Source organism: Polynucleobacter yangtzensis (assembly GCF_001595965.1).
In the GTDB taxonomy this organism is placed as follows: Bacteria; Pseudomonadota; Gammaproteobacteria; order Burkholderiales; family Burkholderiaceae; genus Polynucleobacter; species Polynucleobacter yangtzensis.
Genome location: NZ_LOJI01000001.1, coordinates 579,159 through 600,299, shown reverse-complemented (window position 1 = coordinate 600,299; position 21,141 = coordinate 579,159). Strand labels below are relative to the sequence as shown.

Annotated in this window: 20 protein-coding genes; 10 read left to right on the top strand and 10 right to left on the bottom strand. The window is 43.8% G+C overall.

Annotated features, from left to right (window positions below):
* Positions 1-12 precede the first annotated feature (12 nt).
* Genes JaK3_RS03175 through cobA form a run of 3 tightly spaced genes read left to right on the top strand, consistent with a single transcriptional unit; the run spans position 13 to position 3,241 of the window.
* Complete coding sequence (locus JaK3_RS03175; protein ID WP_068320589.1) at positions 13-1,761, top strand: nitrite/sulfite reductase; 1,749 nt, start codon at positions 13-15, stop codon at positions 1,759-1,761.
* Positions 1,758-2,342: a DUF934 domain-containing protein gene (locus JaK3_RS03170; RefSeq protein ID WP_068320587.1), complete on the top strand. Its 585-nt coding sequence runs from the start codon at positions 1,758-1,760 to the stop codon at positions 2,340-2,342. The genes JaK3_RS03175 and JaK3_RS03170 overlap by 4 nt, the downstream gene beginning before the upstream one ends.
* 20 nt (positions 2,343-2,362) lie before the next feature.
* A complete protein-coding gene (gene cobA / locus JaK3_RS03165) occupies positions 2,363-3,241 on the top strand; it encodes a uroporphyrinogen-III C-methyltransferase (protein ID WP_068320584.1) in 879 nt (292 codons plus the stop codon).
* Here cobA and JaK3_RS03160 read toward each other — a convergent pair.
* Entirely contained in the window at positions 3,164-3,526 is a 363-nt protein-coding gene (locus JaK3_RS03160; RefSeq protein WP_068320583.1) for a sirohydrochlorin chelatase, read from the bottom strand. The genes cobA and JaK3_RS03160 overlap by 78 nt on opposite strands.
* A gap of 148 nt (positions 3,527-3,674) precedes the next feature.
* Here JaK3_RS03160 and JaK3_RS03155 point away from each other — a divergent pair, with 148 nt between their 5' ends.
* Entirely contained in the window at positions 3,675-4,706 is a 1,032-nt protein-coding gene (locus tag JaK3_RS03155) for a calcium:cation antiporter (RefSeq protein ID WP_068320582.1), read from the top strand.
* Positions 4,707-4,811: 105 nt separating this feature from the next.
* Entirely contained in the window at positions 4,812-5,891 is a 1,080-nt protein-coding gene (locus tag JaK3_RS03150; protein ID WP_068320580.1) for an MraY family glycosyltransferase, read from the top strand.
* Between the two features lie 317 nt (positions 5,892-6,208).
* Here JaK3_RS03150 and JaK3_RS03145 read toward each other — a convergent pair whose 3' ends face one another.
* The gene (locus tag JaK3_RS03145; RefSeq protein WP_068320578.1) at positions 6,209-7,063 is read right to left on the bottom strand and encodes a Wzz/FepE/Etk N-terminal domain-containing protein; all 855 of its coding nucleotides are present in this window, start codon (positions 7,061-7,063) and stop codon (positions 6,209-6,211) included.
* Positions 7,064-8,089: 1,026 nt separating this feature from the next.
* Between JaK3_RS03145 and JaK3_RS10570 the strand changes: the two genes are divergently transcribed.
* Together JaK3_RS10570 and JaK3_RS03135 are read left to right on the top strand one after the other, a co-directional pair.
* Positions 8,090-8,491 (top strand): hypothetical protein, encoded by a 402-nt coding sequence (locus JaK3_RS10570; protein WP_161484696.1) that lies wholly within the window; start codon positions 8,090-8,092, stop codon positions 8,489-8,491.
* A gap of 68 nt (positions 8,492-8,559) precedes the next feature.
* A complete protein-coding gene (locus tag JaK3_RS03135) occupies positions 8,560-9,927 on the top strand; it encodes an undecaprenyl-phosphate glucose phosphotransferase (RefSeq protein WP_068320574.1) in 1,368 nt (455 codons plus the stop codon).
* Positions 9,928-9,942: 15 nt separating this feature from the next.
* On the opposite strand, the gene JaK3_RS03130 is transcribed toward JaK3_RS03135, so the two are convergent.
* Positions 9,943-10,734: a hypothetical protein gene (locus JaK3_RS03130; RefSeq protein ID WP_150114187.1), complete on the bottom strand. Its 792-nt coding sequence runs from the start codon at positions 10,732-10,734 to the stop codon at positions 9,943-9,945.
* A gap of 282 nt (positions 10,735-11,016) precedes the next feature.
* Between JaK3_RS03130 and JaK3_RS03125 the strand changes: the two genes are divergently transcribed.
* Positions 11,017-11,793, top strand: a complete 777-nt coding sequence (locus tag JaK3_RS03125; RefSeq protein ID WP_082786350.1) for a WecB/TagA/CpsF family glycosyltransferase — start codon at positions 11,017-11,019, stop codon at positions 11,791-11,793.
* A gap of 87 nt (positions 11,794-11,880) precedes the next feature.
* Here JaK3_RS03125 and JaK3_RS03120 read toward each other — a convergent pair whose 3' ends face one another.
* The 6 genes from JaK3_RS03120 to JaK3_RS03095 form a co-directional block, all read right to left on the bottom strand.
* Positions 11,881-12,735 carry a glycosyltransferase family 2 protein gene (locus JaK3_RS03120; RefSeq protein WP_240480861.1) on the bottom strand — a complete coding sequence of 285 codons (855 nt, stop codon included), beginning with the start codon at positions 12,733-12,735 and terminating at the stop codon, positions 11,881-11,883.
* A gap of 59 nt (positions 12,736-12,794) precedes the next feature.
* On the bottom strand, positions 12,795-14,129 hold the full coding sequence (locus JaK3_RS03115; protein WP_068320566.1) for a flippase: 1,335 nt from the start codon (positions 14,127-14,129) through the stop codon (positions 12,795-12,797).
* Positions 14,129-15,565, bottom strand: a complete 1,437-nt coding sequence (locus tag JaK3_RS03110; protein ID WP_068320564.1) for a hypothetical protein — start codon at positions 15,563-15,565, stop codon at positions 14,129-14,131. The genes JaK3_RS03115 and JaK3_RS03110 overlap by 1 nt, the downstream gene beginning before the upstream one ends.
* 88 nt (positions 15,566-15,653) lie before the next feature.
* Positions 15,654-16,634: a GDP-L-fucose synthase gene (gene fcl / locus JaK3_RS03105; RefSeq protein WP_150114186.1), complete on the bottom strand. Its 981-nt coding sequence runs from the start codon at positions 16,632-16,634 to the stop codon at positions 15,654-15,656.
* 30 nt (positions 16,635-16,664) lie between these two features.
* Positions 16,665-17,792, bottom strand: coding sequence for a GDP-mannose 4,6-dehydratase (gene gmd, locus JaK3_RS03100; protein ID WP_068320562.1), 1,128 nt, complete (start codon positions 17,790-17,792; stop codon positions 16,665-16,667).
* Between the two features lie 50 nt (positions 17,793-17,842).
* Entirely contained in the window at positions 17,843-19,366 is a 1,524-nt protein-coding gene (locus JaK3_RS03095; RefSeq protein ID WP_068320560.1) for a mannose-1-phosphate guanylyltransferase/mannose-6-phosphate isomerase, read from the bottom strand.
* Between the two features lie 89 nt (positions 19,367-19,455).
* On the opposite strand from JaK3_RS03095, the gene JaK3_RS03090 reads away from it, so the two are divergent.
* On the top strand, positions 19,456-20,250 hold the full coding sequence (locus JaK3_RS03090) for a DUF5672 family protein (protein ID WP_068320558.1): 795 nt from the start codon (positions 19,456-19,458) through the stop codon (positions 20,248-20,250).
* Complete coding sequence (locus tag JaK3_RS10660; protein ID WP_161484695.1) at positions 20,247-20,393, top strand: hypothetical protein; 147 nt, start codon at positions 20,247-20,249, stop codon at positions 20,391-20,393. Before JaK3_RS03090 ends, JaK3_RS10660 begins: the two co-directional genes overlap by 4 nt.
* Positions 20,394-20,486: 93 nt before the next feature.
* Here JaK3_RS10660 and JaK3_RS03085 read toward each other — a convergent pair whose 3' ends face one another.
* The gene (locus JaK3_RS03085; RefSeq protein WP_068320718.1) at positions 20,487-21,029 is read right to left on the bottom strand and encodes an HPP family protein; all 543 of its coding nucleotides are present in this window, start codon (positions 21,027-21,029) and stop codon (positions 20,487-20,489) included.
* Between the last annotated feature and the right edge of the window lie 112 nt (positions 21,030-21,141).

Genomic DNA, 21,141 nt, shown 5'->3' with positions numbered 1-21,141 from the left:
CAATCCATACCTATGTATAAATATGATGCTATCGATCAAACCCTTGTAGATCAACGGGTTGCCCAATTTCGTGATCAGGTTGCCCGCCGTTTGGACGGCAGCCTGGCCGAAGAAGAATTCCGTCCTTTGCGTCTGCAAAATGGCCTGTATCACCAACGCCATGCATACATGCTTCGCGTTGCCATTCCTTATGGCTTATTGAGCGCTAAACAACTGCGCACACTCGCCCTCATTTCTGAAAAATATGATCGTGGTTATGGTCACTTCACTACCCGTCAGAACATTCAGTACAACTGGGTCACGCTAGAAGACACTCCGGATATTTTGGCTGAGCTTGCCAAAGTAGAGATGCATGCTATTCAAACTTCAGGCAACTGTATTCGCAACATTACGAGTGATGCCTTTGCAGGTGTTGCCGCAGATGAATATGTTGATACTCGTCCGATTTGCGAACTCTTACGTCAATGGTCAACACTGCATCCAGAGTTTGCACACTTGCCACGCAAGTTTAAGTTTGCAGTCAATGGCGCCAAAGAAGATCGCACGGTATTGCTTTGCCATGACGTCGGTATTGAGCTCAAGAAAAATCCCAATATCAACAATGGTGAACTAACCGCCGATATTTACGCAGGTGGCGGCATGGGTCGCACCCCTATTTTGGGCTCCCTCATTAAACAAAGCTTGCCTTGGCAATTACTCCCAAGCTACCTCACTGCATTGCTGCGCGTTTACAACCGCTTTGGCCGCAGAGACAATCTTTATAAGGCTCGTATCAAGATCTTGGTAAAGGCCTTAGGCCCAGAAGAATTTGCCCGCCAAGTGGAAGGTGAATGGCTACACCTCAAAAATAGTGATGACAACTTTACTCAAGCAGAGTGGGAGCGTGTTGCCAAGCACTTCACTAAGCCTGCATATAAAGCTTTACCTGCTTTGACAACAGAGCAAGTGATTGCAATAGCAATTGATGCTGACCAAGCCATGCAAACTGCCTTTGCAAAATGGTTAGAGCGTAACGTCAAACCACATCAGGTGCCTGGTTACGCTAGCGTGATTTTGTCACTCAAGCCTCATGGCACGGTTGCGCCTGGCGATGCTACTACTGCACAGATGCTAGCGATTGCTGACCTTGCTGATCAATATAGCTTTGGTGAATTACGCGCCACTCACGAACAAAACTTGGTACTAGCGGATGTTGAGCAAGCTAAACTGTATGAGCTCTGGCAAGAAGCCAAAAAACAAAAGGTGGCCCTGCCAAACGTGGGCTTGCTCACTGACATCATTGCTTGCCCTGGTGGTGATTTTTGCTCCCTGGCTAATGCCAAGTCTTTACCGATTGCTAAAGCCATTCAAGAACGTTTTGATGATCTAGATTACTTATTTGATTTAGGCGATATCAGCTTAAACATTTCTGGATGCATTAATTCGTGTGGCCATCATCATGTGGGCAATATCGGCGTACTCGGTGTCGATAAAGACGGTGAAGAGTGGTACCAAATCACCCTGGGCGGAGAGCAAGGCAACAATGCCGCCATTGGCAAGGTGATTGGCCCGTCTTTCTATGCCGATGAGATTCCGGATGTGATGACCAACATCATCAATACCTACGTCAAAGAGCGCACCGAAGATGAATCCTTTATTGCTAGCTATCGCCGTCTTGGTGTAACGCCTTTCAAGGAAGCTGCTTATAAAAATAAGAAAGAGCACGCTAAGAAAAGCAATGCAGAGGTAGAAAGTAACAGCGCTACTGGAGTGACACCATGAGTCAAGCAGAAGCAAATACCAACACCATTGCTGCGCACGAGCAGATTCTGCACTTCCCCAAAGGTGGCAAGCCAACACTAGCCCCAAATGAATGGCAAATCTGGAATGGCAGCCAAGATGAAGGTGGCCTGCCAGATTTAGAGCATGGCGCTCATAATGTATTGGTGCCATTTGCTTGGTGGATACAGCACCATAAGGAAGTAGATGTTCAATCTAAAGCTAAAGCTGGCCAAATTGGCGTCTGGTTTGCTGCCGATGACGATATTCTGAAGCATGCGGAGTTGATTGAAGAAGGTAAATCGGTTTGGCCTTTAGTGGCAGCACACTTCCCAATCTTTAGAGATGGTAGAAGTTTTAGCACTGCAGCCCTCTTGCGTGATCGCTTTACCTGGACTGGTGAGATTCGCGCGATTGGTGATGTACTCATTGACCAACTCTTGCAAGGTGCTCGTGTTGGTTTTGATAGTTTTGCCTTGCGTCCAGACCAGAGCTTAAATGTTGCGATCAAACAATTCGATTTGTTCTCTGTTACCACCCAGAATAGCTGGCGCAATAAGAGAAGCTTTCTAGTCACCCATTAAGAGCGCAAGAAACCATTTTCATGAAAAGTAATTTCCCAAGTCTCGGTAAAGTCTATTTGGTTGGTGCTGGCCCTGGCGCAGTTGATCTGATTACTGTGCGTGGTGCGAAGTTACTAGCCAAAGCAGATATCGTTTTCCATGACGCATTAGTTGACCCTGAGATGTTATCCCTGTGCCCACAGGCAGAACATGTCGCCGTTGGTAAACGCTGCGGCAAGCTGTCTTCTGCTCAGCATTTCATTAATAAGCGCTTAGTGGATGCCGCCCAAAAACATCAAGTGATTGTGCGCCTTAAGGGTGGTGATCCTATGCTCTTTGGGCGTGCCGATGAAGAAATCACCGCTCTCAAACAAGCGGGGATTGAGATAGAAGTTGTACCTGGCATTACCGCCGCACTAGCGGGGGCAGCTAGCCTACAGCAATCCTTAACCCTGCGCGGGGTGAGTAGAAGTGTCGCTTTTATTACCTTGGCGCAAGGCACAGACAATACTAATCAATTGAAAGCCGATGAAAGTTATTCGGGAAATAATCAAACCATCAACCCAATAATCAACCCCGTCACCAATCCCAACGCAGATACTTTGGTGTATTACATGGGACGCAAAGATGCATCGCAGATTGCAAGACAATTGATTCAGCAAAATCAACCTCACCAAGCCACTACACCGGTGCATATTTTAGAAGCGGTTTCCACCCCAAAAGAAAGACTATGGAGTAGCACCCTTCAAGAGTTAGCGGACGGTAAAGCAGATGATTGGTTTGATAGCAGCTCGCCTGCACTGATTATGATCGGTGCAGCCTTAAGTCATTCCAGTGAAAATTTAAAGAGCTCTAGCCCCGAAATCCACAATAGCCTGCAAGACTGCCAAATCCTCGCCAACAGCCGGCGTCGCGCTTAAAGCAATTGCTGGAAATTTAGCTCTACATGCATCTAGCAGCACTGGGAAATCATTACGCAAATGACCACCTTGACCAAAAAAGACCGGCACAACGGTGATTTGCGTGGCGCCACCAAGACTTAGAGCACTCACAGCCTCTTCTAAGGATGGTTGCATCATTTCTAGGAAAGCGAGCTCTACAGGGACATTAGCGTTTTGAGAGCGCCATAGCTGAGCTAAGCGATCAAATGGCTCACGCCAACGCACATCACGGGCACCATGGCCAAAGAGGATGATTGCTTTCATTTTGATGAATTCTTCAGAAATCGCTATAAAACAGATTAATCATTGGATAATTAAGTCATATTAATTGCTTTTCAAGATATCCGTTTATTTTGATAAGTAACCATTCCCAAGATTATTTACAAATTAATTATTTATATCATTGGCGCACATGACAACATTACTTAGTGAGCTTAGCGGTCAAACCTGGTTTGTTGCCTTGATGGCAGTAGCACTTATTGGCGGCGTACTTTCAGCCGTGCACCATGCCGAGGTAGTTGCTCATAAAACAGGTGAGCCTTACGGCGCTCTCATCCTAGCCATTAGCGTCACCATCATTGAAGTCTCTTTAATCATCTCGATGATGCTCTCAGGTCACGATGGCTCGCAGTTCATTGCTAGAGATGCCGTCTTTGCAACTGTGATGATTGTGATTAATGGTGTGATTGGTTTATGCATCTTTATTGGCGGCCTTCATCATCATGAAATGACTTTCCGAAACGAAGGCACCAACTCTGCATTAGCAGTACTCACCGCATTGGCTACATTCATTTTGGTAATGCCAATTGTGACTACCAGCACACCTGGCCCAGACTTTACTAAGAGTCAACTGGCTTTTGCGGGCATTGCCTCTTTTGCTCTTTATGCAGCGTTCTTATTCTTTCAAACAGTCAGCCATCGCGACTACTACCTACCCAAAGCGGAAGATAAGAAAACCGACATTAACTTTCATGCGCAAAAGCCAAGCAATCTCAAAACCGCTGTCAGCGTTGCATTGCTCATTCTGTCTTTGATTGTGGTTGTGGGTCTTGCCGAGTTATTGAGCCCTGCGATAGAAGCAGGTGTTAAAGCAGCAGGAGCACCCAAAACGATTGTTGGTATTGCGATTGCGATGCTAGTGCTCTTGCCAGAAGGTTTTGCGGCTGTGAGAGCCGCCAAGGCAAACCGCCTTCAAAGCAGCCTGAACTTAGCTTTGGGGTCAGCGCTAGCGAGTATTGGACTATCCATTCCGACAATTGCAGCAATTGCTATTTTCTTTAACTTGCCTTTAAGCCTTGGTATTAGCGATTTAAATATGACGCTGATGTACCTGACCTTCTTTATTGGGGCGCTCACGCTGGCTATTGGCAGAACCACCCTATTACAAGGTGTGGTGCACCTAATTATCTTCTTTGAGTATTTATTTTTAAGTTTGGTGCCTTGAGCCAATCCTTAGCGAAAATCTCAATCTGCTGAACTGTCACATGATCAATCGAGAAAATAACCGGGAAATAACTAAAACAACCATATTAGTATTTATAATGGATTTATGCTCAGTTTATTAGCGGCCTTTTTTACCTCCTTTCTTGTCACAATCCTGATTCTTTGTACCCAAAAATTACATGGGGTAATTAGTGGAGATCAAGACTTTAGTGGTCCACAGAAATTTCATACGGCGGCCGTCCCAAGAATAGGTGGATTGGCCATTGGGCTCGGTCTTTTTGTCTCCATTTCAATAAACCATCAAAGTAACGTTGATGGAATGGGAAAAATTCTCATGCTATTTTGCGCAATACCCGCTTTTGGTATTGGCTTAACAGAAGATCTAACCAAAAAAATTAGTGTTCGCATTCGCCTCATTTTTACCGCCTTTGGCGCCTTACTTACCTGCCTCTTTTTGAATGCACAAATCACCAGACTAGATTTTCCTGGCATTGATTTAGCGCTCACAGTGCCAGCCATCTCAATAATTTTTACTATTTTTGCTATCACCGGATTGGCCAATGCTTATAACATCATCGATGGCTTTAATGGCTTATCCAGTATGGTGGGCATCATCACCCTGATAGCCATTGGTTACATAGGCATCAAATTTGATGACCCATTCATATACTTTTTGAGTTTTTCAATGGCCGCCGCTATCTTGGGCTTTTTCTTACTCAATTACCCAAAGGGTCTCATTTTCCTTGGAGATGGCGGCGCTTACCTGATTGGATTTTGGATTGGGACTCTAAGCATTCTTCTCGTCAATCGACATCCAGAAGTTTCGCCATGGTTTGCGGTAATGGTCAATGCTTACCCAATTATGGAAACGCTATTTACGATTTACAGAAGAAAATTTCACCAAGGCAAGAACCCAGGGCACCCCGATGGAATACACATTCATTCGCTAATATTTAGAAGAATTCTTAATCACTCCTCTATCAAAAATGAATTGGATTGGTTTAATGCTAATTCTAAGACGGCCCCCTACCTTTGGATCCTTAGCACATTAGCGATTGTTCCAGCAGTATTATTTTGGGAATCAACCCCATTTCTTGTCGCCAGCTTCGCTGTGTTTACTATTTCTTATATTTGGCTCTATAAGCGTATAGTGACATTCAAAACTCCCTACTGGATGCATTTTTAAAGCGCTAAGAAATATTTCAGAAGCGTTTTCAATAAAAAATATAACATGAGTAGCGCTTCCATTATTTAATCGCCATCAAAACGCGAAGAATTTGCCAAATTAGGATGATCACTAAAAAAGAGGCAATCATTAGGAATCTTAGCTCAATTCGAAATAGCTTCACTCGTTTATGGACATACTCTATCGACAGCATCGCACCCCCTCAGATTTTGAATCCTCCAGCCTAAAACAGGAATTGATTTATGAATGTCAGTCATTGCTGAAAAAGATGTATGAGATTGCCCGATCCCATGCCATTCTTTGGGTAGCACCACACATCACAACGCGCCCCTTGCTTCGCCCATGAGCTTGCCAAGCACCTTACGCCCCAGTGCGATCAGCATCCCCAAGAAGAGTCCACCTAAGAGGCCTGCCGCAAGGCTAATCGCCTTTTTAGGAGAGACGGGTTTGTCTGAGGCATAGATCGGGGCATCGAGGCGTGTGCCGCGGCTCTTGACCGAGTTAATGAGATCGAGCATCTTTTCGCGGTCGGTCAAAAAGTAAGAGAGCTCATCGCGCGCGGATAAGTAAGCCGCCGACATGGCGCTACCCGACTGGTCAGCCCTAGCGATCAACTTTCGGGCCGCCTCGATGCGCTCGTTGTCCGCGGCTAGCTTGAGCTTGGCTTCTTCCACAAATACTTGGGAAAACTCTTCTTGCATTCGGTTAATTTGCGTGAAGATCGCCTGGGCGCAGCTTGCAGCAAATTGCTGGCTGGGGGCGAGGATTTTGAGCTCTACGGTATTGGCGACGCCTTTGGGGATGGCTAGTTTTACTGCCTTAGAGAGTGCTAGGGCAGCTTGTGGTCTATCTTGGTAGCCACAGCTACGGATAACCTGCTCAGAGTAATTGGTGGGGAACTGCATGCGCGCGATCAGGGAGATCGGATCCTCGACGTTCGTGCCAAAAGGGTTTGCGGGGTTCACTTGGGAGATTTGCGCCATGCGGATTTGGGCGCTGGCCTCGTACATTGGGGGCGTTACCACGAGGTAAGTTATTGCACCTATCAGGCCCAATACTGCAAAAGCGCCGATGGTTTTCCAGGCGCTTTTGAGAAAGCATAGGATGTCAACGAAGGAGATTTCAGAATCACCGGGGTCGTTCTGCTGACTGCTTGAATGGGAAAATTGCATTTTAATATTTGGAGCTCTTTTTATCTAAGTTTGCTGCTTTGCAGCATCATTGATATTATTATAAAAGATATATAAATTGACTTAAAAAACTCGCTGATATCTGAAAATATTTAAGTTCTACTTAACTCCTTGGTTTTCGCAAAACCCTCATTTTGTTGCAGTCTACCCCCCATCCCCTTGAAACCATCTACTCAATTTAATTACGCCAGCGCTCTTTGCCTTATTCCGTTAATTCTAGGGCTTGGGGTGTATCCACTCCTTGGACTTGGCTTAGCTCTTAGCGCCTTCACGATAACCAATCTAGGTTTCGAACCATTTTGGCAAAACAAGCGACGCTTATGGAATTGGCCAGGATTTTGGATTTTTGCCGGGCTTTTAATCGTGTTTGCATGCTGCTACCGTGGTTTTTATATCCCCTATCATCCCGAAATCCTAAAAATGCCTTGGGGCTATTTCAGTGTTTTATTCACTTTATCCGCCCTTACGATATTTTGGGTTAGCTGTCTTAGTAAAAATAGTGACCTTATTAACTTCATTTGGTATTTTTCTTTTGGCGCACTTTTATTCTGCCTTTTTACTATTGGCATCACTGGACTTTTAGCAAAACCACCCTTTTATGGCCGTGTAATAGACATTCGTTATCTCATTACAGGATCAACTCAATACATCAACACCCCTGGAATTGCCAACCTACTCTGCCTTTTCCCAATTGTTTTTATATCTGGTTTGATATTAAATTCAAACCTAAGACCTCGGTGGTTTTGGCCAATTGGCGTCATCGGATTAATCCTTTCCCTCATATCAGCATTAGCCATTGGGCAACGCTCTTACTTTGTTGTTTGTTTTTTGATGGCCCCCGTCATTGTGAGCATTTTTTTATTGCTGATTAGAGCATGGCGGCCAAGCTTGATATTAATAACTTTATTGGCGATTTATCCATCCCTATTGTTAATAGATAAATTACTAGGCATTCAACTCTTGCATCGCCCCGTCAACCGAAACTTGCTAAGTGATGCTCGATTTGAAATGTTTCAATTTTGGACCAATCATTTATTTGCTAATCCTTTCCAAAGGATTGAGGTTGGGCCGCCGCCATGGGATTCATTGCAATGGTTCCATAATTTCTTTGCCGATATTCATAGACTCTCTGGATTTTGGGCGCTGCTAGCTGCTGTAATTTTGGTTGCTTATATTTTCTACAGAGTGCTGTGCGTCATCTCAAAGGAGCAAAGGATTGGACTCTTTCTGATGGCTGTTGCTATTCCAAACTTTTTAATCATGAATACCTCGGTTGTGCCTGAGGGTGAAAGACAACCATTTTTGCTATTGCTAGCAATTGGTGCAATTTCTGAGGTCATACTTGCAAATCTAAAGCACGCTTCAAGCACTAAACCCAACAACGACCTCATCAATTCCAATCCAAAATAAGCTTGGCCGCGCATTTGGGTTGCTATATAAGTGGTGTGACCATGAGATATTTGTGATAATTGGCTTCTATGGGCACATCATCTGGTCAATCAGGGCATATTCGGCAATTTAGCAGCGAGCTCTCCTCGCTTAATCGCATCCTGGATGCCGCGCTCATCTGGCTTAGTCTTAAAGTTTTATGTCACATCTACCCTATTGATTCTTCTCAGGAAGATTTATATCAATATCTTTCCGCAATTAGCGCCGTCTTATTTTTGCTGGTTGCTGAATTTCGATCCGTATATCGCTCAGCTCGCTTAGAAAGTTATCTGCAGATTGCCGGAAAAATTATTGGGTCATGGCTTATCGTTGCCTTCCTATTAATTGCTCTAGCATTCCTAACAAAGTCATCAAGCGTTTTCTCTCGAGTCATTATTGTTAGTTGGCTAGTAATGACTCCCATTCTATTAATCGCAGAACGTTTAGCAATTTATTTAGGCTTACGCCTCATGCGCACCCAAGGAGCAAATGCCAGAACTTACATTATTTACGGCAACGCTGAAAATGGTCGCTTGCTTCAGCAAAAAATAAACCAAACACCTTGGACTGGGCTAGCACACACTGGAACCACTGAGGGCTATGAAGAACTACTAGAACGCATCAATCAAAAACACATTGATTATGTATTCATTACAAACGCAGAAAAAAATCCAGAGGCTACTCGCAGAGTTATTAGTGGCTTGTCAGACTCCACCGCTTCTGTCTATATCGTTCCCCAACTGTTTTTGTATAACGCTTTTGATGCTGGCTGGGTAACACTAGGCAATATCCCCATGATCACGGTCAATGATCACCCGTTCTATGGGAGTTATTGGCTCTTGAAAAAGCTGGAGGATATTGTTCTTGGAAGTATTATTTTTTTATTTGCCCTCCCCCTCATGTTGGTTATTGCAATCGCCGTTAAGCTCAGCTCCAAAGGCCCCGTATTATTCAAGCAACGTCGGTATGGCCTAAATGGCGAAGTCATTCAAGTCCTCAAATTTAGAACGATGAAAAGCATGGATGATGGCGCGGTGATAATTCAAGCATCGAAAGATGATCCACGCATCACCACTTTAGGCCGCCTCCTAAGAAAAACATCTCTAGATGAATTACCTCAATTTTGGAACGTACTGCAAGGCACCATGTCAATAGTTGGCCCCAGACCTCATGCTATTGCTCACAATGAAGAGTATCGGCAGTTAATTGAAGGTTACATGCTGAGACACAAAGTTAAACCCGGAATCACAGGTTGGGCACAGGTCAATGGCTTACGTGGCGAGACAGAAACCCTAGATAAAATGAAATCTAGGATTGATTACGATCTTTACTACATTAATCATTGGTCTATCTGGCTTGATCTTAAGATCATTTTTATGACGGTCTTTAACGGCTTTACCGCTAAGACCGCATACTAAATTACGCGAACTACATTAGCGCCGTATTAATTTTTTTAGACGGTCTGGTCCATTTTTGCCAAATAAAAAAAGCGCTGCAATATTTTGCAATGCCTTATTAATATGCTCTGAACGACGTGTATTAATAAGACGTGGATTAAGAAAAATACTAAAACCTGCTTTTTTAATACCCTCGCTCAATACAACATGCTCGCAAATTTCTACACCAGCCTCCGTAATGCCAGCATATCTTGAAGAAATAATCGCCTCTCTTTTATAAATCGCAAGGCCGCCAAAGGCTGCATCCACCTCAATCCATTCTGCATTTTTAGGGATTGTAATCATCCGAGAGTAAACTGCGTCATAGTAGGCAACAAAAGCTCTTACCTTTAAGCTCAACATATAACGATATTGCTCGTAACAATCATTAGGCGACCAAAATGGATGCCTAATGGTCCACACATCGTAATAAGGTCCGTCTTGATTGGCAGTACAAACGTCCCAGTCATCACGCTCCCAGCAGCTATCAATTGAAGCAGGTGTAAGGTGCGTATTCATTCCATCAAAATCCGAGACTAGGACATAGTCAATATTGCGATACTTCTCTTGCGACCGAATCGCCTCTAAAAAAGTATTGCGACAATATGCAAGCCGATCGGTTCTTATAGGCATCTGATCGCGCAAAGTACCTACGGTCATAAAATCGAAATTGGTTATTTCATTTTTCAGACCCTTTAATACATCTACCGTCTGATCATCACTATCAGACTCAACCAATAGCCAACTAACATTGTGAACACCTGCCAACGCATCTTGAATTTTTTTCACGTCACTTTTGACGTGATTTGCGCAATTTCGGACTACGCCTGCCACTAAAAAATTGCTATCTGATTTTTTCTTATGAGCCAATAGGTCCACCTTGTTCGCTAGGATTAACGCTGTAAATATAGCGGCGCTTTCTAGTATTTTACTTTCTACGTGGATCTCTTCATAAAAGCGCCCACAAAAAACCTCATTCAAACAATATCTGCATATTTTGAACCGAATTTATAGACATTTGGGCGGATAAATAACGGCGTGTACACTTAATAACCTAGCTTAATCAATAACATGATGTCCGACTCCTACACCCCAAACCGTCAAACCGCACCGGTAATAGGTCTAAATGTTGATATTGGCAATATGAGCAATTTAAGCCGCGCCATTTTTAACATCAGCAAAAGCCCTATGGCGCATTCTTATGTATGTGTTGCTAATGCGCATATGCTGACCCTAGCAAGACAAACGAGCGATTTTAAGGAAGTGCTTAATAACGCATCACTAGTTGTTCCCGATGGAATGCCTTTGGTTTGGACTCAAAGGCTAAAAGGGTTTAAGAATGCTGAGCGTGTTTGCGGCCCAGATCTAATGCTGGAGTTATGCGAGCAAGCTTCATTGCATGATGGATCCATCTACCTGCTAGGCGGAAACTCTAGTACGTTAAGCCTGCTTTCCGAGAAACTTTTGAACTTATTTCCTGGCTTACGAATTGCCGGCATGCATGCTCCAGCCGCATTACCTGAAAGGCCAACCATTGATGAAGAATTAATAAGGAAGATTAATAATTCTGGTGCAAATATTCTATTTGTAGGTCTAGGCTGCCCGAAACAAGAGTATTGGTGTGCAACGCATGCCCCATACCTTCGACCCATTGCAATTGGAGTTGGTGCAGCATTTGATTTTCATGCGGGCACAAAAAAGCGTCCTCCAGCGCTTATTCAAAGCTTAGGGCTAGAGTGGCTTTACCGCCTACTATCTGAGCCAAGACGACTCTGGAAACGCTATCTCACAACAAACACGTCCTTTATTTACTACTCGCTTTTGGACCTTATAAAGCACAAAAAATGACTTTTATAGCCTAGCCAAGCATTTCTTCCAAATTGAAATCGTGTTTTATGGGTCCTTGCGGTGCTATGTCCATGAGCGCCAAGCTGCCTAAGCTTTAAAACCCAGAAGTCCCTGAAGCTTACGAATTCCGCGTCGAATAATTGATTTGGTAAATAGACGTTTTGATGAGTAATGGTCCGCCTCTTTATTAACCTCCAATAAAGAGGGATGGGTTAAGGGAAACTCTAGTTTTCCAGTCTTCATATCTGAATAAATACTTTTACCAGCGGTGTGGGTGGCTTGATCGCCAAAACCAATATTGCTAATCAAGTTGACATTTGGCATTGCCGACAGCATATTAGATGCCCAGCATGTCATGATCCATTGGTAATCCCAAGTGTCCTGTTGATTGGAGTGAACCCTATCAAAAGCTTTTATCCAAAAGGCCTTTTCCGCCCCTTCAAACCCCAATGAGTCTAACCAACCAATAGCTTTTAAGTTTGGCCACCGAGTTAGTTTGACATCATATTTTTTCCAAGCTCTTGCCCAAGTAGCCCACCCCCAAATATGACAAAAGCAACTGAAATAATAATCCCCATCTCCACGCCTAATTCCATGTTGGAAGTTATCTCCGGATATCATTCCGACCCTGCCATCATCTCGATATTTTTCTAGTAGCTCATCGCAGAACTGAAAAAATGAAGGGTCGGGCAAGCAATCATCTTCAAGGATGATTCCTTCAGACTCACATGAGAAAAACCAATCAATTGCACTTGAGACAGCCATTTTGCAGCCCAAATTCTCTTGTCGAATTAACTTACTGACTTTGCAGGGCCAATCTACCCGAGAAACAATCTCCTGTACAGCTGAACAACGCTCCGCTTCCCCTGCCTTATCTTTTCGTGGGCCATCTGATGCAATGTAAAGTTTCGGGGGCTGCGCTGCTCGAATAGCATCAAACACTCGCTGCGTTACCTCTGGCCGATTAAAAACTAAAAATAGAATAGGGCTACGCATATTAATTATTCAATCATTTTTGGGCGAAAACCCATTTGCATTACGAATAAATTCCTTGCAAAAATACTATTCACCAAGAAACAGGAGCTTACTTGAGAAAGCACAGCGGCAATAGCAGCCCCCTCAACACCCCAAAGTGGAATAAATACCAAGTTGGTGGCTACCGATACAACTGCACCAGTGATGGTCTGAAGAGGAGATAAATAGGATTTGCGCTCATTCAAAAGCCACAACCCTTGACCTAAACCCATTGCTATTGGAATACAAGTAAAGACATAAATATTAAGGACAGAGATAGATTCGATATAAGCCTGGCCGTACATCGTCTCAACAACAAACTTTGAAAGCATTAAAGTAAAGACCACGACTATAAAACCAAGTAGCCAAAAAAACCTGAACATCTTTATAAGAGAATCATTTAGAGCTTCAGATCCCACTAATTTTTTTCTAGCCATCAGTGGAGCAAGGCTTACGCAAAGAGCTGCTGGGATCATATTCCAGAGATTAGAGATCGGAATGATAGCGGAAAAAATTCCCAGCTCATGTTCACCTAACATGCTCTTAATCATGATCTGATCAATTCGCATATACAACATAATGGATAAACCTGAGATTAAGTATGGCCAAGATTCTTGTAGGAGCTTTTTTGCTTCTGGTAAATGTTTTCTCCAGACCCTTTTGGAAGGAAACTGTTTGTAAGAAAGGCGTAGTGCAAATGCAGTTAATGCACTTTCGATTGCAATAATGGCTGCAAAAGCAATTAATGGCGCCTCCATCAATATCAACGCCACTCGGATGGTATTGGACAATAGGTAGGCTGCAACTTTAGCCATAACCGTTCTTTTGCTTTGACTATTGCCCTGAAACCACAGATCGACTGTATCTGCAACCTGGAAAATCATTCCAGCACCAACTAACGCAACAATCAAAATGCCTTGGTTTTCAAAGCTATTAGTAATTCCATATACGATTAAGGCTAGAGCCCAAGAAATCAACCCAGTAAATAATCGCAACTGAAAGGTCGTGCCTAAGACAATATTTGCTCGTTCAGGATAATTGGCAATTTCACGGACGACAATGCCATCTAGACCTAGGTTGGTGAGTGACTGAAAGATGGCAATGAATGCAATGCAGTAAGCAAGTTCGCCAAATTGAGTAGGCCCTAAATAGCGAGCAACCCAAGCGCCGACTAAAACACCTAGTAATGCTCGCAATATTTTGTCGAAAAAGATCCAGCCGCTATTATGAATGGCGGCATGCAATCCCTCTTTTCCCTCTAGCAACTTTCGAATGCTCGCGGGTAGCAATTTAAGCCAGATAGGTTCGCTTACCAAACCCATTATTGATTTTCTATGGGGGCTGATGGGGTAAGGCTATTAAGCTTTGCCGCTTGTGCAATCAGTAGACCAGACATCAGTGCAAAGAAATAAAACAGCATCTCCAGATTATGGCCATTGCTGAGCTCCCCCACTAAAAAAAGAGCAAAAAGAATGATCGATAAAGTGAGGATTGTGTATTTCAGGGGCGACTTCTGTCTAACAGCAAGATAGACAATACTCAAATTTGCCACCCACATCAGAGCAATAAAGGGCAAACCAAATGCCAGCGTCAAATCAACCCACCCACTGTGGGTTGATAGCGGAGAAACTCCGGGAAATAAATCTTTGGCAGCCAAACCTAAAGGCAGAATGAGAACACCCACACCATATGGATGATATGGAACGGATTTAATGCCTGCCGTTGCCCAGGCTACCCGTTCATATGTGTTGTAGGTAACTACTTTTCCACTTTCTGTTTTCGGAAATCCGTAGGTATCTACATTTTGCCAATGAGGATACTTTTCTACCTGATAGCCAATCTCAATATCTTCAATAATTTGGTGCCAACCAGAGTCACGCTGAATTTGCTTGTACCCAAAAATTCCGACAACACCTAAAGCGAACACTAGAACATATATAAACTTTTTGGCGCCAGAAGATTTCAGGGCATCTTTGCCACCCTTTTTACCAAAGAGGGTTAACAGGCCCAAAAAACTCCAAGCAATGATGATCAAGCTTCCAAGTAATATTCCCGAGCGGGTATTAACAATAAAAGCAAAGGAATACATTGCCGTTAATAAACATAGCAACCAAAAAATGGCTATCCTTTTAAGCCATAACCTGTCATTTGTTCGGATAGCATCAAGCAGCAACCCAGTTGATCCAGCAATCAATAAAACGCCTAGATACATTGGGTTAATTTTCCCAATAAATAAATAGCGCCTAAAGTCTAGGTAGTCCAGCGGAACCACTAAGTTTCCAGATTTAATTGCCAAAGGGAGGTACTGTGCAAAGAGCACAAAAAAACTGATCAAAATGGCAGTCCAGAACAAGCCAATATATCTAGGCCGTGAGATCAATGCTATTCCAGTAGCGATTCCTAAAACGCTAGCTAAGGCAGATCTGAGCCAAATAGATTGCAACTCTTTTAGCTGCACCTCGGGTTGAATTGAGAAATAACAATAATGCAGTACTACCCAAATCAGAGAAATAAAGATACAAATTACCGGCAGCCAATAGGTGCCAATAGCCCTAACGCTGACTGATTTCAAATATTGATATAGAAAAATAATCGAAACAATTGTTCCAGAAACCAGCAAGATATTGCGCAGCGCAATCGTATCTTTTACCGCCCAAATTCCCAGCAGAACACTGCTGATCAAAATCAAAGCCAAGCCCAAGCGACTGAGTAGACGTTGATTGGTCGGGGAAGACTGAGTATCTACTAAGGTTTGCATTGCTCTAATTGGGGCCTAACTATTGAACTCATTAAATGCAAACGGAACGGCGATCATCAACAAGCCCTCCAATATGATCAAGTAAATACTACCCTCGAGCGCCATCTCTCAAAAATTCTGCATAGGCAACTTTGAGACCTTCTTCCAAAGAAACTTTAGGATCCCAACCCAAGCGATTTAATCTGCCAGAGTCCATTAACTTGCGAGGAGAGCCATCTGGCTTAGAGGTATCAAACCCGATCTTGCCTTGGTAACCTGTTGCTTTTGCCACTTCATGCGCCAATTGTGAAATAGAGATGTCATCACCGTAACCCACATTAATATGGCTTTGCATAGGTTCGGTTTGCGCGTCATAAGCCTCTTTGTCTAGCTGCATCACAAAGACAGAAGCAGCGGCCATATCATCCACATACAAGAACTCACGCTTAGGTGTGCCCGTACCCCAAATCAACACCTCAGGGGCATTCGCTACTTTTGCCTCATGAAATCTTCTAATTAATGCAGGAATAACGTGACTATTTTCTGGATGATAGTTATCACCTGGTCCATATAGATTGGTAGGCATTACTGAACGGTAATCTACGCCATGAGATTGGCCATACTGACGGTTATAGCTTTCACACATCTTGATGCCCGCAATTTTGGCAATTGCGTATGGCTCATTAGTTGGCTCTAACTTCCCTGTTAACAAAGCGTCTTCACTCATCGGTTGTGGCGCTAATCGTGGGTAGATGCAGCTTGAACCCAAGAACAGAAGCTTTTTTACGCCATTGACAAAAGCTTGATGGATCACATTATTTTGCACCATCAAATTGTCATAAATAAACTCAGCCGGAAAAGTATTGTTCGCATAAATACCGCCAACTTTAGCTGCAGCCAAATAGACCTGATCTGGCTTTTCTGTTTCAAAAAACGTTTTTACTGCCTGCTGATTAGTGAGATCTAATTCAGCATGAGTGCGAGTAATGATATTTTTATAACCGTTGGCCTGCAGGTTGCGCACAATAGCAGAGCCCACCATACCGCGATGACCAGCTACATATATCTTTTGATTTAAATCTGTTGGCACGTATTGATCTTCTTTTGTTGAGTCTTCTTTTTAGTTTTCTTTACCTACCGCTACTGAGTAGCCATGCTTTTGCAACAAAGCATGTTGCTTAGCTTGGTCTAGATCATTAGCAACCATTTCTACGATCATTTGATCGAGAGTGATTTCTGGAACCCAGCCGAGTTTTGTTTTGGCTTTAGTAGGATCACCCAAGAGTGTTTCCACTTCAGTTGGACGGTAGTAGCGTGGATCGATCTGCACAACTACATCACCTACCTTGAGTGCTGGCGCTTTATCACCTTCAATAGAGGCCACAATGGCTTTCTCAATCTCGGCGCTACCTTCAAATTTTAAGGTAATTCCTAGTTGTTTGGCACTGCGGATGATGAATTCTCGAACAGTAAACTGCACGCCCGTCGCAATCACAAAATCTTCTGGTTGATCTTGTTGCAACATTAACCACTGCATACGCACGTAATCTTTAGCATGACCCCAGTCACGTAGGGCATCGATATTACCCATGTACAGACATTTCTCAAGGCCTTGAGCGATATTGGCTAAGCCACGAGTCACCTTTCGAGTCACAAAGGTCTCGCCACGGCGCTTAGATTCGTGGTTAAACAAAATACCGTTACAAGCATAAATACCATAGGCTTCACGATAGTTCACAGTAATCCAGTAGGCGTACATCTTAGCTACTGCGTATGGGCTGCGCGGATAAAACGGCGTGGTTTCTTTTTGTGGAATCTCTTGCACTAGGCCATACAACTCAGAGGTAGACGCTTGATAGAAACGGGTTTTCTTTTCTAAACCCAAAATACGGATTGCCTCGAGCATGCGCAAAGGACCCATCGCATCGACATCGGCGGTGTACTCTGGAGACTCAAATGAAACGGCTACGTGTGATTGCGCGCCCAAGTTATAAATCTCATCAGGTTGGCATTCTTTAATAATGCGCACTAAGTTACTGGTGTCAGTCAAATCACCGTAATGGAGAATCAAGTCTGGGTGATTAATATGGGGATCTTGGTAAATATGGTCAATACGCTCAGTATTGAAAGAAGAGGCGCGGCGCTTGATGCCATGAACGATATAGCCTTTTTCTAATAAGAACTCGGCTAAATAAGAACCATCTTGGCCAGTGATACCAGTGATTAAGGCGACTTTTTTATTGCTCATAATTGACTCTTCTATGCTTAGTAAATATTGACTAAATGTTGATGATTAAACTAACTTCTACCGTAGGTATCTTCAAAGCGGATGATATCGTCTTCACCTAAATAACTACCCGATTGCACTTCAATAATTTCTAGAGGGGTTTTACCGGGATTAGCCAGGCGGTGAGTTTGTCCTTGCGGGATATACGTACTTTGATTTTCGCTTAGCAAAATGACTTGATCGCCATTGGTAATCTCGGCAGTGCCCTTCACCACAATCCAATGCTCGGCACGATGATGATGCATTTGCAAAGATAAGCTAGCGCCAGGTTTAACTTGAATGCGCTTGACCTTAAAGCGCTCACCCTCATCCACACTGTCATACCAACCCCATGGGCGGGAGACTTTGCGATGCAGGTTTTTCTCTTCACGCTTTTGCGCTTCGAGTTGCCCCACAATATTTTTAACGTCTTGACTATTCTTTCGATCGGCAACCAAGACTGCATCTGCAGTTTCAACAATGATCAGATTCTCAACACCAACAGCGCTCACCAAACGACTGCTTGCGTGGATTAACGAATTCTTCGAATTACTCACTAAGGTATCGCCAGTAGTAACGTTACCTTGTGTATCTTGCTTACCTACCTGCCAAACTGCATCCCATGCACCAAGATCATTCCAGCCCGCATCTAACTCAACCATCTTGATGGGGTAATGAGATCCGGAGCATTTTTCAATGACTGCATAGTCAATAGATTCACTTGGAATCGCTTTAAATAATTCTTTTTCAGGGCGAATAAATTCCGCTTCACCAGCGGCATCTGTAGCCTTAGCTTGCCAAGCACTTTGGGTCGCAGCCAAAATATCAGGGCGATACTCTTTGAGGGCAGCCAACCAAACACTGGCCTTAAGAACGAACATACCGCCATTCCAAAAATAACCACCCTCTGCTAGGTATTGCTTTGCAGTAGCTTCATTCGGCTTTTCTACAAAGCGCTCAACCGTATATCCATTTTCAGCATCAGCCCGACTTTGTACTTTGATGTAGCCATAACCCGTTTCAGGTGCATTAGGCGTAATACCCAGAATAGCAATTGCACCAGTTTGCGCAATCTCGATACTTTTCGCCAAAGCTTGAGTGAATGCAGCTGGGTTAGTTACGGTTTGATCTGCAGGAGTAACAACCAAAATAGGATCAGAAGAAGCGTCCCCCATACTGGATGACTGATCTTGCGCATACAAAGCAGCTAAGGTTAAAGCTGGTGCGGTGTTTCTTCCAGCGGGCTCTAAGAGCAAGGCGGCTGAAAGTGCTGCATGTTTACTCTTGAGTTCACGCAATTGATCGAGTGCTAAAAAACGGTGTTCCTCATTGGTGACAATGACGGTTTTGCCCAGAGTGACATTCTTGCTACCAACTGAATGGATACGGCTAATTGCTTGCTGAAAAAGACTTTGATTTGAGCCATCGCCAGATAGAACCAAAAACTGCTTAGGAAAGCCCGCTCTAGACAAAGGCCAAAGACGAGTGCCAGAACCGCCACACAAAATAACGGGAATTATCTGAGACGATGAAGAGGCTGGCGTAATATCACTCACTGATTATGTTTTTTAACAAAATAACTGCCATTGTAAGGCCCAAAGCCTACCTGGCTGACCGAATTTAAGCGTTTTTACACCCTTTAAACATGTCCACCCCCTCCTCCCAGCGCTATGTCACTACGGTGCCGATTTATAAACCGGATCTTTCGCTATCTGAGGCCCGCTCCCTGTTGCAATTGCGCCTTTTGGGGGTTGAGAACGTGACACTGGCTTGCCCAGAAGGCTTGGATCTGAGCGAGTACCTAGGCTTATGGCCAGAACTTCAAGTCCAGCGTTATGCACTCGAGCACTTTGTCAGCATCCAAAGCTATAACGACTTGGTGATTAGTCCCGCTTTTTATGCCCCATTTGCCAATCAATATGACTATTTACTCATAGCCCAACTAGACACTTTCTTGCTCAGCAACCAAATTACAGAGTTCTGCGATGAGGGTTATGACTACTTTGGAGCCCCGTGGATCAAGGGCTTTCCGCAATATCGATTTTTATGCAATCGCTGGCCTATTCAGGTCAATACCAAGCGCTTTTACGTCGGAAATGGCGGACTGTCTCTGCGCAATATCGCCAAAACCCTGGATTTATTGGCCCGTAAAGAGGGTCACATCAGTAAAGCTTTCTTCATGGAAGATGCTTTTTTTGGCTATTGGGGCTCAATTGACCCTTCTTTTAAGGCTTGCCCACCCCTGATCGCCGCCAAGTTTGCTCTCGAAATGGAGCCAGCCTACTGGATGGAGCAAACTGGGGTATTACCCATGGGGCTTCATGGCTTTGAAGTCTGGCATAAAGATTTTTATAATTCACTTTTACAAGAAAGCTATTTAAAGCTTCAGGAAGCATATCCACAATTACTTCAACCCTACCAATCTGAGGAGACAGCATGACAGCAGCAAATACCCCAAAAATCAATGTTCGCAATTCCGTCATTGAGTGCGCCCAATCGCTTAAAAGGGAAAATGCGGGCAAATATCACAATTACGGCATTAAAGACTGCATCGCTTCAATCGCAGCAACCAAAGCCAAATAAGCTATATTTATTGATAATTAGCAGCAGATAAAGAAAAATAGGCCTAATTAATTTATATTTAAAGACAATTAAGTCTTTTTGGATTCTTTAGGCCTACTTAGTGGGCTTATTGGGGTAGGTTTTACCAGTCAAATTGCTGTAGATTGCCCCAGCCACAACCAGCAGCACCGAATCAATCAGCACAGGGAAGAAGGCATAACGGTAATGCAGCACATGCCCTAGTACCGCAATCATCGCGACCGCAGCTGCCGGCGGATGTAAACAGCGCAAAATAAACATACCCAAAATCGATAAGGATGCGGCCAGCGGGAGGGCCAACAAGGGTGATGAAACCCAATGCGCACAGGTAATTCCCACTAAAGCAGACAAAGTATTGCCTGCAATCACAGCCCAAGGTTGCGCCATCGGACTGCCTGGTAAAGCAAAGACCAGTAAAGCACTCGCCCCTAAAGATGCCATCAACCACTCATCAATGGCATTGAGCTCACCTAAAAATTTTGCAATGGTGAGTACTAGACCAAGGCCTATAAAAGCTCCCAGCACTGAACGCAATCGCTCCAACCAATTAACTAGCGGCTGATCGCCACCCAAATAAAAGGAGTAATGCTTCACAAGGTATTTAAAGGAATGTTTCATGCAAACTTCAAAATGAGAAATGAGAAATGATCTGGATACCGAAGTATTTTTTGACTTTTTTTGAGCGACACTCACAATCATAAGCCTCTAAAAAACTCATGCCTGAAAAATA